The sequence below is a fragment of the Solilutibacter silvestris genome, from assembly GCF_002895945.1.
GTDB classification, from domain to species: Bacteria; Pseudomonadota; Gammaproteobacteria; order Xanthomonadales; family Xanthomonadaceae; genus Solilutibacter; species Solilutibacter silvestris.
This window is the reverse complement of the sequence record NZ_NPZB01000002.1, coordinates 856,638-871,472: the sequence shown is the minus strand read 5'-3', so window position 1 is coordinate 871,472 and position 14,835 is coordinate 856,638. Positions and strand designations below refer to the sequence as shown.

Annotated in this window: 10 protein-coding genes; 4 read left to right on the top strand and 6 right to left on the bottom strand. The window is 62.4% G+C overall.

Annotated elements, in window-relative coordinates; all coding sequences use genetic code 11:
• The first annotated feature begins 14 nt into the window (after positions 1-14).
• Both Lysil_RS11625 and Lysil_RS11620 read left to right on the top strand, forming a co-directional pair.
• On the top strand, positions 15-2,681 hold the full coding sequence (locus tag Lysil_RS11625) for a sensor histidine kinase (RefSeq protein WP_103076043.1): 2,667 nt from the start codon (positions 15-17) through the stop codon (positions 2,679-2,681).
• Positions 2,678-3,373, top strand: a complete 696-nt coding sequence (locus Lysil_RS11620; protein ID WP_103075725.1) for a response regulator — start codon at positions 2,678-2,680, stop codon at positions 3,371-3,373. The genes Lysil_RS11625 and Lysil_RS11620 overlap by 4 nt, the downstream gene beginning before the upstream one ends.
• Positions 3,374-3,496: 123 nt before the next feature.
• Here the strand turns inward: Lysil_RS11620 and acnB are convergent, their stop codons facing one another.
• The 3 genes from acnB to Lysil_RS11605 are packed head-to-tail and all read right to left on the bottom strand — an operon-like array spanning position 3,497 to position 6,745.
• Positions 3,497-6,094, bottom strand: coding sequence for a bifunctional aconitate hydratase 2/2-methylisocitrate dehydratase (gene acnB / locus Lysil_RS11615; protein ID WP_103075724.1), 2,598 nt, complete (start codon positions 6,092-6,094; stop codon positions 3,497-3,499).
• 49 nt (positions 6,095-6,143) lie between these two features.
• A complete protein-coding gene (locus Lysil_RS11610; protein WP_103075723.1) occupies positions 6,144-6,545 on the bottom strand; it encodes a type II toxin-antitoxin system VapC family toxin in 402 nt (133 codons plus the stop codon).
• Positions 6,542-6,745, bottom strand: coding sequence for an AbrB/MazE/SpoVT family DNA-binding domain-containing protein (locus Lysil_RS11605; RefSeq protein WP_103075722.1), 204 nt, complete (start codon positions 6,743-6,745; stop codon positions 6,542-6,544). Before Lysil_RS11605 ends, Lysil_RS11610 begins: the two co-directional genes overlap by 4 nt.
• A 147-nt stretch (positions 6,746-6,892) precedes the next feature.
• Here Lysil_RS11605 and acnA point away from each other — a divergent pair, with 147 nt between their 5' ends.
• Together acnA and Lysil_RS11595 are read left to right on the top strand one after the other, a co-directional pair.
• On the top strand, positions 6,893-9,664 hold the full coding sequence (gene acnA, locus Lysil_RS11600) for an aconitate hydratase AcnA (RefSeq protein ID WP_103075721.1): 2,772 nt from the start codon (positions 6,893-6,895) through the stop codon (positions 9,662-9,664).
• Positions 9,665-10,043: 379 nt separating this feature from the next.
• Complete coding sequence (locus Lysil_RS11595; protein ID WP_103076042.1) at positions 10,044-11,735, top strand: AMP-binding protein; 1,692 nt, start codon at positions 10,044-10,046, stop codon at positions 11,733-11,735.
• Here the strand turns inward: Lysil_RS11595 and lysS are convergent, their stop codons facing one another.
• The 3 genes from lysS to prfB all read right to left on the bottom strand — a co-directional run bounded on the left by lysS (position 11,736) and on the right by prfB (position 14,785).
• Positions 11,736-13,253: a lysine--tRNA ligase gene (gene lysS, locus Lysil_RS11590; protein WP_103075720.1), complete on the bottom strand. Its 1,518-nt coding sequence runs from the start codon at positions 13,251-13,253 to the stop codon at positions 11,736-11,738. It lies immediately after the preceding gene.
• Positions 13,254-13,334: 81 nt separating this feature from the next.
• Positions 13,335-13,619: a hypothetical protein gene (locus Lysil_RS11585; RefSeq protein ID WP_103075719.1), complete on the bottom strand. Its 285-nt coding sequence runs from the start codon at positions 13,617-13,619 to the stop codon at positions 13,335-13,337.
• A 40-nt stretch (positions 13,620-13,659) separates the two neighbouring features.
• Positions 13,660-14,785 (bottom strand): peptide chain release factor 2 gene (gene prfB / locus Lysil_RS11580; protein ID WP_103075718.1). Its coding sequence is split into 2 segments (ribosomal slippage): positions 13,660-14,709 and positions 14,711-14,785, totalling 1,125 coding nucleotides; the frame shifts between segments, so codons are not numbered across the junction.
• Positions 14,786-14,835: the final 50 nt, after the last annotated feature.

Genomic DNA, 14,835 nt, shown 5'->3' with positions numbered 1-14,835 from the left:
CGCACAATTCGCAGATGAACGCCGACCGCCGTGATGTTGTGCGCCAGGAGCAGGCCGATGCGCTGCTCGGTGAGCTGAGGCGCCAGGGCAGCGGCCGCCTGACGATTTTCCTCGGAGCGGCTCCCGGTGTCGGCAAGACTTACTCCATGCTGTCGCGGGCGCATGAACTGAAGAAACAAGGCATCGACGTGATGGTGGGGTTGGCCGAAACCCATCGCCGCGCAGAGACCGAAGCCCTGTTGAATGGACTGGAAGTTCTTCCGCGCAAGCGAGTCGACTATCAGGGCCGGCGACTTGAAGAGCTCGACATCGATGCCTTGCTTGTGCGCAAGCCACAGGTGGCGCTGGTCGACGAACTCGCCCACCGCAATGTGCCCGGCAGCCGCCACGAACGCCGCTGGCAGGACGTGATTGAACTGCTTGATGCCGGCATCGACATCTACACCACCGTCAACATCCAGCACCTGGAAAGTCTCAATGACATCGTGCACCGGATCACGGGCGTGCGTGTCAGTGAGACGGTGCCCGATCTGGTGTTCGATCGCTTGCGCGATATCCTGCTGGTCGATCTGCCGCCGCGCGAACTGATCGAGCGCCTGCAGCAGGGCAAGGTCTATGTGCCGGAGCAGGCTGCCCACGCACTGCAGGCATTCTTCTCTCCATCGAACCTCACCGCGCTACGCGAGTTGGCGATGCAGACCGCTGCCGATCGCGTCGACAGCGACCTGCGCGAAGCGCAAGCCGCCCGCGGTCTGCCCGGGATGCCGCTGCGACGACGCGTGCTGGTGGCAATCGATGGGCGTGGCCAGTCGGAATATCTCGTGCGCGTGGCACGTCGCCTTGCCGAGCGCCGGGATGCCCCGTGGACCGTGGTCACCGTGCAAACAGGCAGCGATGTCGACGAACACCGGCAACTGGAGCTCGATCGTGCGTTCGCGCTGGCGCGGCGCCTCGGTGGCGATGCCGAGGTACTGCATGGTGGCAACGTCGTTGATGCAATCCTCGACCATGCAGCGCGCAGCGGCGTCTCGACCATCGTGCTCGGGCGCACACGCGAGCGTCCCTTCGCGCGCATGTTCAACCGCACGCTGACACAACAACTCCTGCAGCGCGGAGCGCACTACGAACTCACCATTTTCAGTACGCCCGAGGCTCGGGCAAAGGCCCGCCGCTCGGTACGCCAGTCCAGTCATTGGCTCACCCGTAGCGATATTGGATTGGCGGTATTGGCCACGGTGCTGGCGACGGCCTGTGGCGAGGTTGCTGGCCGTTGGCTGGGTTTGACCGATCTATCCATGGTATTCATCGTGGCCGTGGTCCTGGTGGCATCACGGACACGGATGGCTGCGGCTGTACTCGCCGCAGCATTGTGCTTCCTGTCTTACGACTTCTTTTTCATCCCACCGCATTTCACCTTTTATATCAGTGCTCGACAGGGCGTGGCCACGGTCTTCCTGTTTTTGGTTGCCGCGTTGGTTGCCGGACGATTGGCGTCGCGCCTGCGCATGCAGGTTCTGGCCCTGCGTGCTGCCAATGCACATGCCACGGCGTTGCAAGCGCTTGGCCGCCAGCTCGCGGTTGCGGCCGACCTCGGGCAAGTCGTGAGCGCCGGCCGTCAGGCACTCAAACAAGCGACCGGTGTCGACGCATTGGTGCAGGCAGGAAATACGCCAATTGCACCAGAGTGCCCGTACTCGCTCTCGGACCGGGATCGCGCGGCGGCGGACTGGACGATGAAGCACCAGCAAAGCGCAGGGCGTTTCACCGATACGCTGGGCAATTCCGACTGGTGGTTCATGCCGCTGATCGAAGATGGCGGTTTGGCAGGCTTGATCGGCCTGCGTTTCCCGGAGAACGCCGCGCGCCCCGGGCCCGAGCAACGCCGGCTGATCGATGCCATGGCTGACGACATTGCCCAAGCCATCGTGCGCACGCGACTGGTTTCCGATCTGGAGGATGCCCGCGTCACCAGCGAGACCGAACGCCTGCGCTCCGCGCTGCTGTCATCCGTCTCGCACGATCTGCGCTCGCCGCTGGCGTCCATCATTGGCGCGGCGGGCAGCCTCGATAGCTATGGCGATGCGATGAACCGCGAAGATCGCCACAGCCTGCTCGAAACCGTACGCATGGAAGGCGAACGCCTGGATCGCTACATCCAGAACCTGCTCGACATGACGAGGCTCGGACACGGCGGCCTGACCCTCAATCGCGACTGGATCGGTGTCAATGAGCTGATCGGTTCGGCGGTCACGCGCTTGCAACGTTACGAGCCAGCCGCACGATTCGATCTTCATCTGGCAGAAGGGCTTGCGCCAATCTGGGTGCATCCGGCGCTGATCGAGCAAGCACTGTTCAATGTGGTGGAGAACGCGGCCCGCTTCTCGCCATCGGGAGAGCCGATCGTGATCGACGCCCGCGATGTGGAAGGACGCTTGCGCATCGACGTTTGTGATCGCGGCCCTGGCATCCCGGAAGACGAGCGCAAACGCATCTTCGACATGTTCTTCAGCGTGGAACGCGGCGACCGTGGGCGACAGGGAACTGGCTTGGGTCTGGCGATCACCCAGGGCATGTTCGGTGCGCACGGCGGAACCGTGGAGGCAATCCCCGGTTACGATGGTCATGGCACCATCATCCGCATGACGCTTCCCCGCATCCTTCCGCCCGGCTCAACGCCATGAACGACGCCACCGATATCCGTGTGCTCGTCATCGACGACGAACCGCAGATCCGCAAATTCCTCGACATCAGCCTGCGTGCCCAAGGGTATCGGGTTGGGATGGCAGAATCCGGCGAGGAAGGCCTGCGAACGTTGGCTGCCCACGGCGCGGATCTGGTGATTCTGGACATCGGATTGCCCGATATCGATGGCCATGAAGTGCTGAAGCGGTTGCGCGAGTGGTCGCAGGTTCCGGTGATCATGCTCACCGTACGCGCCGACGAAAGCGGAAAGGTCGCTGCTCTCGATGCGGGTGCCAACGATTACGTGACCAAACCTTTTGGCATCCAGGAGCTCATGGCACGTGCCCGGGCCTTGTTGCGCGTGCGCGTTGCGACAGACGATGGACTTCCGGTCTTCGATGACGGCCAACTGCGCGTCGATCTCTCCCGGCGCGAAGTTTTCCTCGGCGATGAACCAGTCCAGTTGGCGCGCAAGGAATACGCATTGCTCGCATTGCTGGTCCAGCATGCCGGACGCGTGGTGACCCAGCCGCAAATCCTGCGCGAGCTCTGGGGTCAGCATCATCAGGACGATACGCATTACTTGCGGGTATTGGTCGGAAAGTTGCGCCAGAAACTTGGCGATGACCCGGCGATGCCGCGCTGGATCGTGACCGAAGCCGGTGTTGGTCTCCGCTTCAAGACCCAGTGACCGCTTTGGGTCGAAAGCTGCCTGATCATTCTGTCAACGACCGATGCCTGCTGATGCAGGAAGTCCCGCATCATGAAAACGCCCGGGATTCCCGGGCGCTTTTGTCAAACATTGTCGCGACAATCAAGCCGCGACCGTATCCGCCACGTCCTTGTACTCCTCAATCTGGTCGAAGTTCATGTAACGGTAGATCTCGGCGCCCTGGCTGTTGATCACGCCGACGTCCGCCATGTATTCCTCGCGGGTCGGGATGCGACCGAGGCGCGAGCAAATCGCCGCGAGTTCCGCCGAGCCCAGATAGACATTGGTATTGCGACCAAGGCGATTCGGGAAGTTGCGGGTCGAGGTCGAGAACACCGTCGCGCCTTCGCGCGCCTGCGCCTGGTTGCCCATGCACAGCGAGCAGCCCGGCATTTCCATGCGCGCACCGGCCGCGCCGAAGGTGCCGTAATGGCCTTCCTTGGTCAGCTCCGATGCGTCCATCTTGGTCGGCGGCGCGACCCACAGGCGGGTCGGGATATCGCGCTTGCCTTCCAGCAATTTCGCGGCGGCGCGGAAGTGGCCGATGTTGGTCATGCACGAACCGATGAAGACTTCATCAATATGCGCGCCGGCGACATCGGACAGCGTCTTGACGTCGTCCGGATCGTTCGGGCAGGCGACGATCGGTTCGACGATCTCGTTGAGATCGATGTCGATCACCGCGGCGTATTCGGCGTCGGCATCGCCTTCCAGCAATTGCGGGTTGGCCAGCCAGCCTTCCATCGCCTTGATCCGGCGCGACAGCGAACGCGGATCGGCATAGCCTTCGGCGATCATCCACTTCAGCAACGTGATGTTGCTGGTGAGGTATTCGATGATCGGTTCCTTGTCGAGCTTCACCGTGCAACCGGCGGCCGAGCGTTCGGCGGAGGCATCGGACAGTTCGAACGCCTGCTCAACCTTCAACTGCGGCAACCCTTCGATTTCGAGGATGCGACCGGAGAAGATGTTCTTCTTGCCCTGCTTGGCAACGGTCATCAGGCCCTGCTTGATCGCCGCCAGCGGAATCGCGTTGACGAGATCACGCAAGGTCACGCCCGGCTGGAGTTCGCCCTTGAAGCGCACCAGCACCGATTCCGGCATGTCCAGCGGCATCACGCCGGTCGCGGCAGCAAAAGCCACGAGGCCCGAACCCGCCGGAAACGAGATGCCCACCGGAAAACGCGTGTGCGAGTCACCGCCGGTGCCGACGGTATCGGGCATCAGCATGCGGTTGAGCCAGCTGTGGATCACGCCATCGCCCGGGCGCAGCGCGATGCCGCCACGGTTGCTGATGAAGGCCGGCAGATCGTGGTGCGTCTTGACGTCGACCGGCTTCGGATAGGCGGCGGTATGGCAGAACGACTGCATCACCAGATCGGCGGAGAATCCGAGGCAGGCGAGATCCTTCAGTTCATCGCGCGTCATCGGGCCGGTGGTGTCCTGCGAACCCACCGAGGTCATCTTCGGTTCGCAATAGGTACCGGGACGAATGCCCTTCCCTTCCGGCAAACCGCAAGCGCGACCGACCATCTTCTGCGCCAGCGAATAGCCTTTGCCGGTATCGGCCGGATTGTGCGGCAGGCGGAACAGCGTCGACGGCGCGAGACCCAGCGCTTCACGCGCCTTCGCAGTGAGGCCACGACCGACGATCAACGGGATGCGGCCACCGGCGCGCACTTCATCGAGCAGCACGTCGGACTTCAATGCGAATTCGGCGATCACTTCACCGTTCTTCAACGCCTTGCCTTCGTACGGACGCAGTTCGACCACGTCACCCATGTTCATTTGCGAGACGTCGAGTTCGATCGGCAACGCGCCGGCGTCTTCCATCGTGTTGTAGAAGATCGGCGCGATCTTCGACCCCAGGCAGACGCCGCCGAAACGCTTGTTCGGGATGAACGGAATGTCTTCGCCGGTGAACCACAGCACCGAATTGGTCGCGGACTTGCGCGAGGAACCAGTACCGACGACGTCACCGACGTAGGCGACCAGATGGCCCTTGTCCTTCAGCGATTCGATGAAGGCGATCGGTCCGCGCTTGCCGTCTTCTTCCGGAGTGATGCCGTCGCGGGCGTTCTTGAGCATCGCCAGCGCGTGCAACGGAATGTCGGGACGCGTGGTGGCATCGGGCGCCGGCGACAGATCGTCGGTATTGGTTTCGCCGGTCACCTTGAACACGGTGATGGTCATCGACTCCGGCACTTCCGGCTTGCTGGTGAACCATTCGGCGTCGGCCCAGCTCTGCAACACGGCCTTGGCGTTGGCGTTGCCCGGCGCGCTATTTGATTGGGCCTTCTCCTGCACGTCGTGGAAGGCGTCGAACATCAGCAGCGTGTGCTTGAGCGCGGTGGCGGCGACGGCGCCGACTTCGGCATCATCGAGCAATTCGATCAGCGGATGGATGTTGTAGCCGCCGAGCATGGTGCCCAGCAGTTCGGTGGCGCGTTGGCGCGAAAGCAGCGCGCTCTTCTCGCTGCCGAACGCGATCGCGGCGAGATACGAGGCCTTGACCTTGGCGGCGTCATCGACACCTGCCGGCACGCGATTGGTAATCAGATCCACCAGGAACTGTTCTTCACCAGCCGGAGGATTCTTGAGCAATTCGATGACATCGGCAGTCTGCTGCGCGGTCAGCGGCAGCGGCGGGATACCGAGGGCGGCACGTTCGGCGGCGTGCTGGCGATATTCTTGCAACATGGTGGGCTCCGGTGGTTCTGTGAGAAGAATGTCGTGAGAAGAAATTTGGTTATTCGTTTGCGGGGACGATCAATTTCAGTCCCTTGAAGTAATCGCGATGGAAGGCGGTGTCGAACGTCACCAGGCCATCGCATTGCAGCAGTGCATGTGCGCCGACGAGGAAATCGGCAATCGCCCGATCTTCACCCGCACGCGTGCGATGACGTCGCTGCATCTCGCCGGCACGCAAGGCCGACTTGGCTTCGATGGCGCTGAAATGCACGCCCATTTCCTCGAGCGCGGCCAGCGCGTCAGCGCCGTTGCGCAAGGCCGAACACAGGTCGGCCAGTGTCGCATCGCACAACACCACGCGACCGTTGCCCAGGCATTGGCGCAGGCAAGCCTCGACCGCATCGGCGCGCGGGCCATCAGTCAGCAGTTCGATCAGGACGGGGGTATCGACGGCGATCATTTCTTCCTGCTGCCTTCGCTGTCGTTATCGAGAGCGAACTTGCCGCGGACGCGGGAAATGGCGTCATCCACGTTCTTGCGCAGGACAATCCGGCTGCCATCCAGCTCGACCTTGAGGACGCTGCCCTTGGTCAGGCCCAGCGCATCGCGCACGGCCTTGGGCAAGGTGATCTGGCCACGTTCGGCGACGATCGCTTCCATCCCTGCATGTCCTCGCTTGGTATGCACGAATTATACATACTTGTCGTGACATACTCAATCCGGACCTGCCCCGCCAAGGTCGCAGGCGCATGTCACGGATGCTGGCGGATAATGACCCCAGCCTCCTTCCCCCTTCGGAGCACCGCAATGGCCGATTCCTTCAATACCCGCGCCCAACTCGAGGTCAACGGGAAGTCCTATACCTATTCCAGCCTGCCGAAGCTGGGCGAGAAATACGACCTCGCCAAGTTGCCGTATTCGATGAAAATCCTGCTGGAAAACCTGCTGCGCAACGAAGACGGCGGCCAGACCGTCGGCCCCGACCACATCGAGGCGGTGGCGAAATGGGACCCGAAGGCCGAACCGCAAACCGAGATCGCCTTCATGCCGGCACGCGTGGTACTGCAGGACTTCACCGGCGTCCCCTGTGTGGTCGACCTGGCGGCGATGCGCGATGCGGTGACCAGGCTCGGTGGCAAGGCCGACCAGATCAATCCGCTGATTCCGTCGGAGCTGGTGATCGATCACTCGGTGCAGGTCGACGTGTTCGGTCGCGCCGATGCGCTTGATCTCAACGGCAAGATCGAATTCGAACGCAACCAGGAACGCTACAGTTTCCTGCGCTGGGGCCAGAAGGCGTTCCAGGATTTCAAGGTGGTGCCGCCGAATACCGGCATCGTCCATCAGGTGAATCTGGAAAACCTCGCCCGAGTGGTGATGGAACGCGAAATCGGCGGAACGCGCTGGGCGTTCCCGGACACCGTATTCGGCACCGACAGCCACACCACGATGATCAATGGTATCGGCGTGCTCGGTTGGGGCGTGGGCGGGATCGAGGCGGAAGCCGCGATGCTGGGCCAGCCATCGTCGATGCTGATTCCGCAAGTGATCGGTTTCAAACTCACCGGCAAGCTGCCGGAAGGCGCCACCGCCACCGATCTGGTGCTGACGGTGACGCAGATGCTGCGCACGCTCGGCGTGGTCGGCAAGTTCGTCGAGTTTTACGGTGACGGTTTGCAACACTTGCCGCTGGCCGATCGCGCGACGATCGCCAACATGGCGCCGGAATATGGCGCGACCTGCGGTATCTTCCCGGTCGATGCAGAATCGCTGACTTACCTGCGCCTGTCCGGTCGCAGCGCCGAACTGATCGCGCTGGTCGAGACTTACGCCAAGACGCAGGGCCTGTGGCACGACGCCAATTCGCCGCACGCGGAATATTCGGCGACGCTGAAACTCGACATGGGCGACGTCAGGCCATCACTGGCCGGCCCCAAGCGCCCGCAGGATCGCGTATTGCTGCAGGACGTGCACGCCAATTTCGACGAGACGCTGAAAACGCTCACCGTCAATCGCAAGATCAATGGCGCCTCGGCGGACGCGATCAACCGCCTGGACAGCGAAGGCGGCGACCAGCTGATGGCCGATCATCTCGCCGCCAAGCCGAAGTCGAAGATCCGCATCAAGGACCAGGACGCCGAACTGACCGATGGTTCGGTGGTGATCGCGGCGATCACTTCATGCACCAACACCTCGAATCCGGCGGTGATGCTTGGTGCCGGCCTGCTGGCGCGCAACGCCGCAAGACTTGGCCTGACATCGGCACCGTGGGTCAAGACTTCGCTCGGCCCGGGCTCGCGCGTGGTCACCGACTATCTCGAAAAAGCCGGCGTCCTCACCGATCTGGAAAAACTCGGCTTCTACGTCGTCGGCTACGGCTGCACCACCTGCATCGGCAACTCCGGCCCGCTGCCGGACGAAGTTTCGAAGGGCATCGCCGAGAACGAACTGGTGGTGGCGTCGGTGCTGTCGGGCAATCGCAACTTCGAAGGCCGCGTCCATCCGGAAGTGAAAGCGAACTACCTCGCGTCGCCACCGCTGGTGGTGGCCTACGCGATCGCCGGCAGCGTCAATATCGACATGACGAAAGAACCGCTTGGCAAGGGCAGCGATGGGCAGGATGTGTACCTGCGCGATATCTGGCCTACAAATAAGGAAATCGGCGACACCATCGCCGCGACCGTCGGCCCGGAACTGTTCGCGCAGAACTATGCCGACGTGTTCAAGGGCGACACCCGCTGGAACCAGATCGCCTCGCCGGAAGGCCAGTTGTACCAGTGGGATGAGGCTTCGACCTACATCAAGAATCCGCCCTACTTCGATGGCATGACGATGCACGTCGGCAACATCGACGACATCCACGGCGCGCGCACGCTCGGCATGTTCGGCGATTCCATCACCACCGACCACATCTCGCCGGCCGGCAACATCAAGAAGGATTCGCCCGCGGGCCGCTTCCTGCAGGAACGTGGCGTGCAACCCGCCGACTTCAACAGCTACGGCTCGCGTCGCGGCAACGACGACGTGATGGTGCGCGGCACCTTCGCCAACATCCGCATCAAGAACCTGATGCTGGGCGGCGAGGAAGGCGGCAACACGCTGTATTACGGCAAGTCCGGCGGCGCTGGCGAGAAACTGGCCATCTACGACGCGGCGATGAAGTACAAGGCCGACAGGGTGCCGTTGGTGGTGCTGGCGGGCACCGAATACGGCACCGGTTCGTCGCGCGACTGGGCCGCCAAGGGCACCAATCTGCTCGGCGTGAAAGCTGTGATCGCGCGCAGCTTCGAGCGCATCCACCGTTCCAACCTGGTTGGCATGGGCGTGTTGCCGCTGCTGTTCAAGCATGGCGAGAGTGCGCAGACGCTCGGCCTCGATGGTTCGGAAACCTTCGACATCACCGGCCTGAACGATGGCGCATCGAAGACGGCGACCGTCACCGCGACGAAGAGCGATGGCAGCAGGAAGACGTTCGAGGTCGGAGTGATGCTGCTGACGCCAAAGGAAGTCGAATACTTCCGCAATGGTGGCTTGTTGCAGTACGTGTTGCGGCAGTTGGCGGCGCGCAAGGCGGCTTGACGTCTTTGCTGTGAGCGACAGGGAACCGGGTTAGCCGCGAGGCGTCGGTTCCCTTCCGCGACACGCCGTGAATACATCCATGTAGGCTCGTCCGCCGCCCGCTGCGCGGGACCGGCCACTCGCTTGCGCTCGTGACGTTCGGAATCGCCACGCGGCATGCCGCGTCAGCGGCGCTTCCTCACCCATGCGGCGGCACGGTCGCTTCAGGGAATCCGCCATCTCGCCGCTCGTTCCGAAGCGTCCGCACTTCCCGCTCGAATTGCACTGCATGTCGCGACTGCTGCATCGCACCAACACCGATGCTTGCCGCATGCAGCATGCGCATGCTCCAATCGACCGACGATCCATACTCCACCGCAGCGTGCAAGGAACAACCGGAATGAGTGAACTCGAACGCCCCTGGCTCGCGAACTACCCGAAGGGCGTTGCCGCCACCATCGATCCCGATTCCTACACGTCGATCAACGCGGTACTGGAACGCGCGATCAGCAAGCATCGCGACCGCGACTCGTTCTATTGCATGGGCAAGTCGCTCACCTATGGCGAATTCGACACCCTCAGCGCGCAGTTCGCCTCGTTCCTGCTCAACACCCTGAAACTGTCGAAGGGCGACCGCGTCGCGGTGATGATGCCCAACTGCCTGCAGCAGCCGATCGCCACCTTCGGCATCCTGCGCGCCGGCTTGACCGTGGTGAACGTCAATCCGCTCTACACCGCGCGCGAACTCGAGCACCAGCTCAAGGATTCCGGCGCGGTCGCGATCGTCGTCGTCGACAACTTCGGCAAGACGCTTGCGGATGCACTGCCCGACACCGCCGTCAAGCACGTGGTCACCACCGGCCTCGGCGACCTGCTCGGTGGATTGAAGGGCGCGCTGGTCAACTTCGTGGTCAAGCACGTCAAGAAGATGGTGCCGGCGTATTCGATTCCCGGTGCCATCCGCTATCGCGATGCACTGGCTGCAGGCGCAAACGCGCCGATGCCGAAAGTGGAAGTCAAGAACAGCGACATCGCCTTCCTGCAATACACCGGCGGCACCACCGGCGTCGCCAAGGGCGCGATGCTGACCCATCGCAACCTGGTCTCGAACATGCTGCAGGCCGGCGCGTGGATCTCGCCGTGCGTGAGCGAGGACCGCCAGGAAACCATCATCACCGCGCTGCCGCTGTATCACATCTTCGCGTTGACAGCGAACGGCCTGGTGTTCATGGAACTGGGCGCGCGCAATATCCTCATCACCAATCCGCGCGACATGCCCGGCTTCGTCAAGGAATTGAAGAAGCACAAGTTCACCTCCTTCACCGGCGTCAACACGCTGTTCAACGGCCTGCTCAACACGCCCGGTTTCGATGAGGTCGATTTCTCGCACCTGCACCTGTCATTGGGCGGCGGCATGGCGGTGCAACGCAGCGTCGCCGAGCGCTGGAAGGCCGTCACCGGCTGCACGCTTTCCGAAGCCTATGGCTTGACGGAAACCTCTCCCGCCGCCTGCATCAATCCACTCGACCTGCCCGCCTACAACGGTTCGATCGGCCTGCCGATTCCGTCCACCGATGTCTGCATCAAGGACGACGACGGCAAAACCCTGGCGATGGACGGTGCCGCAGTCGGCGAACTGTGCATCAAGGGCCCGCAAGTCATGGCCGGTTACTGGCAGCGCCCGGCGGAAACGGCGCAGCAGATCGATGGCGACAGCTGGCTGCATACCGGCGACATGGCGCGGATCGAGTCAACCGGTTTTGTCTTCATCGTCGATCGCAAGAAGGACATGATCCTGGTGTCCGGCTTCAACGTCTATCCGAATGAAATCGAAGACGTACTCGCGTCGATGCCGGGCATCGCCGAAGTGGCCGCCGTCGGCGTGCCGGACGAACATTCCGGCGAAGCGGTGAAGGTGGTGATCGTGAAGAAGGATCCATCGCTCACGGCCGAACAGGTGATCGCCTACGCGAAGGAAAACCTCACCGGCTACAAGCGCCCGCACGTCGTCGAATTCCGTACGGAACTGCCGAAGACGAACGTCGGCAAGATTTTGCGGCGCGAATTGCGGGATGCGGCACCGAAGGCGTAATTACGCTTCCGGCCGCATGTAGGGGAACAGCAGCACATCGCGGATCGATGCCGAACCGGTGAGCAGCATCACCAGGCGATCGATACCGATGCCGAGGCCACCGGTCGGCGGCAGGCCGACTTCCAGCGCACGAATGTAGTCGGCGTCGAAGTGCATGGCTTCGTCGTCGCCGGCGTCCTTGGCGTCCACCTGCGCCTGGAAGCGTGCGGCCTGGTCTTCCGGATCGTTCAACTCGGAGAAACCATTCGCGAGTTCCTTGCCGTTGACGAACAGTTCGAAACGATCGGTGATGCCCTTGTCGTTGTCGTTCTCGCGCGCCAGCGGCGACACTTCCACCGGATGCTGGGTGATGAAGGTCGGCTGGACCAGGGTGTGTTCCACCGTCTTCTCGAAGATCTCCAGCAGCAGCTTGCCCCAGCCATAGCCGTCCTTGAGCTGCACGCCGAGACGCCTGGCATGCGCGGCCATCGCGGCACGATCGCGCAGTTCCTCACGCTTGATCTCGGGATTGTGCTCGAGCACCGCGTCTTCCATTGTCCAGCGGCGGAAGGTCGGGCCGACGTCGATCTGCGCGCCGTCCCATTCCAGCTGCGTGGTGCCCAGCACGTGCTGCGCGGTATCGCGGATCACCGATTCGGTGAGATCCATGATCTCGTTGTACGTCGCGTAAGCCTGGTACAACTCGAGCATGGTGAACTCGGGATTGTGCCGGGTCGACACGCCCTCGTTGCGGAAGTTGCGGTTGATCTCGTAGACGCGATCGAAGCCGCCAACCACCAGTCGCTTCAGGTACAACTCCGGCGCCACGCGCAGGAACAGATCGAGATCGAGTGCGTTGTGGTGGGTGATGAAGGGCTTGGCCGTGGCGCCACCGGGAATGATGTGCATCATCGGCGTTTCCACTTCCATGAAGCGGCGCGGCTCGGCTTCCAGCCACTGGCGCATGAAACCGATGATGCGCGAACGCTTCTGGAAGGTGTCGCGCGCTTCCTCGGTCACGATCAGGTCGACGTAACGCTGGCGGTAACGCTGCTCGACATCGGCCATGCCGTGATGCTTGTCGGGCAGCGGACGCAGGCTCTTGGTGAGCAGGCGCAGCACGTCCACCTTCACCGACAGCTCCCCGGTCTTGGTGCGCATCAGCATGCCTTCGGCACCGACGATATCGCCCATGTCCCAGCCCTTGAACGCCTCGTAGACATCGCCCACGGTGCCGGCGTGGATGAACAACTGGATGCGTCCGGTCATGTCCTGGATCTGCGCGAAACTGACCTTGCCCTGCACGCGCTTGAGCACGATGCGGCCGGCCACCTTCACCCGACGCTGCGCAGCCTCGATGGCCTCGGCGCCGTGCATGTCCTTGTCGGCGTACTCGTCCTGCAGATCACCGACGAAGCTGTCGATCTTGAAGTCATTGGGAAACGCGATGCCCTGCCCACGCAGCGCCGTGAGTTTTTCGCGGCGCTCGGCGATCAGCTTGTTTTCGTCGACGGGCTGGGTATCGGTGGTTTCGTTCATGGGGTTTCCGTGACTGCCGGCGTCTGTACCGGCAGTTGATGTCTCACTTGTGGAATATGGAGAAAGCGTATCCGCTGGCGCTCAATCACCCTTGTGGAACACATGCTTCACTGCGTGTTTGGTCGCGTGCCAGCCTTGGCGCGCACCATGGCCGACAGCGGTCCCGGCCTTCCTTGCACCGTGACCAACTGTCTTGGCGGCGTGTTTTGTTCCATGCCCGACTTTGCGAGCGCCATTGGCGATGTCATGGCCAACGGCCTTGGTATCGTGCTTGATGCCACCGTCTTGCCGTGGTTGCGCGGCTGCACCGAATGCTGCCAGTGCAACAGAAACAAACAGAATGAAGCAGATCTTCTTGCGGTTCATACCAGTCTCCTCGTCAGTGATCGGAACACAAACAACAGACTTATAAATCGATGCGTTTGGCACCCGCTTCCAGTCCCGACTTCAGGCTGGCTTCGACGAATTCGTCGAGATCGCCATCGAGCACCTTCTGGGTATCGCTGCGTTCGATGCCGGTGCGCAGATCCTTGATCCGGCTCTGGTCGAGCACGTAATTGCGGATCTGGCTGCCCCAGCCGATGTCGGCCTTGGTCGCTTCCAGCGCGTCCTTCTCGGCGTTGCGCTTCTGGACCTCAAGCTCGTACAGCTTCGCCGCCAGCATCTTCATCGCGGTATCGCGGTTCTGGTGCTGGCTGCGGCCGGTCTGGCAGGCGACCACGGTATTGGTCGGGATGTGGGTGATGCGCACCGCGGATTCGGTCTTGTTGACGTGCTGGCCACCCGCGCCCGAGGAACGGTACACGTCGGTGCGCAGATCGGCGGGATTGATGTCGATGTCGATGTCGTCGTCCACTTCCGGCGACACGAAGACGCTGGTGAAACTGGTGTGGCGGCGATTGTCGGAATCGAACGGCGACTTGCGCACCAGTCGATGCACGCCGATCTCGGTCTTGAGCCAGCCGTAAGCGTATTCGCCTTCGACGCGGAAGGTCGCCGACTTGATGCCGGCGACATCGCCGCCGCTGACTTCCATCAACTCGGTCTTCCAGCCGCGCGATTCCGCCCAGCGCAGATACATGCGCAACAGCATTTCCGCCCAGTCCTGCGCTTCGGTGCCGCCGGCGCCGGCCTGGATATCGACGAAGGCCGAATGCGAATCCATCTTGCCGGAGAACATGCGCTGGAATTCCAGCTGCTCGACGCCCTTTTCGAAGCGATCGACGTCGGTGACCACGGCCAGCGCGGTGTCTTCGTCGTCTTCCATTTCGGCGAGATCGAGCAATTCGCCCGCACCGCCGAGGCCGTCCTTCAGGTCGCGGATGCCATTGACGGTCTTGTCGAGCAGCGAACGCTCGCGACCGAGCGCCTGCGCGCGTTCGGAATCGTTCCAGATGTCGGGGTTTTCGAGCTCACGCTCGACTTCTTCAAGACGCTCGCGTTTGGCGTCGTAGTCAAAGATACCCCCGGAGCGCATCGAGCCGACCGCTGAGGTCGGCGATGCGGGCTCGGATTGGATTGAGCTCGATCATGTGCGGAAACTGACTACGGAAACAGCCGAGCATGATAGCAGCCGGGGCTC

What these genes read in the sequence shown, in the direction of transcription:
- Lysil_RS11625 (WP_103076043.1), top strand. Translation starts at nt 15, where the DNA reads ATGAACGCCGACCGCCGTGATGTTGTGCGCCAGGAGCAGGCCGATGCG.
- Lysil_RS11620 (WP_103075725.1), top strand. Translation starts at nt 2,678, where the DNA reads ATGAACGACGCCACCGATATCCGTGTGCTCGTCATCGACGACGAACCG.
- acnB (WP_103075724.1), bottom strand. Translation starts at nt 6,094, where the DNA reads ATGTTGCAAGAATATCGCCAGCACGCCGCCGAACGTGCCGCCCTCGGT.
- Lysil_RS11610 (WP_103075723.1), bottom strand. Translation starts at nt 6,545, where the DNA reads ATGATCGCCGTCGATACCCCCGTCCTGATCGAACTGCTGACTGATGGC.
- Lysil_RS11605 (WP_103075722.1), bottom strand. Translation starts at nt 6,745, where the DNA reads ATGGAAGCGATCGTCGCCGAACGTGGCCAGATCACCTTGCCCAAGGCC.
- acnA (WP_103075721.1), top strand. Translation starts at nt 6,893, where the DNA reads ATGGCCGATTCCTTCAATACCCGCGCCCAACTCGAGGTCAACGGGAAG.
- Lysil_RS11595 (WP_103076042.1), top strand. Translation starts at nt 10,044, where the DNA reads ATGAGTGAACTCGAACGCCCCTGGCTCGCGAACTACCCGAAGGGCGTT.
- lysS (WP_103075720.1), bottom strand. Translation starts at nt 13,253, where the DNA reads ATGAACGAAACCACCGATACCCAGCCCGTCGACGAAAACAAGCTGATC.
- Lysil_RS11585 (WP_103075719.1), bottom strand. Translation starts at nt 13,619, where the DNA reads ATGAACCGCAAGAAGATCTGCTTCATTCTGTTTGTTTCTGTTGCACTG.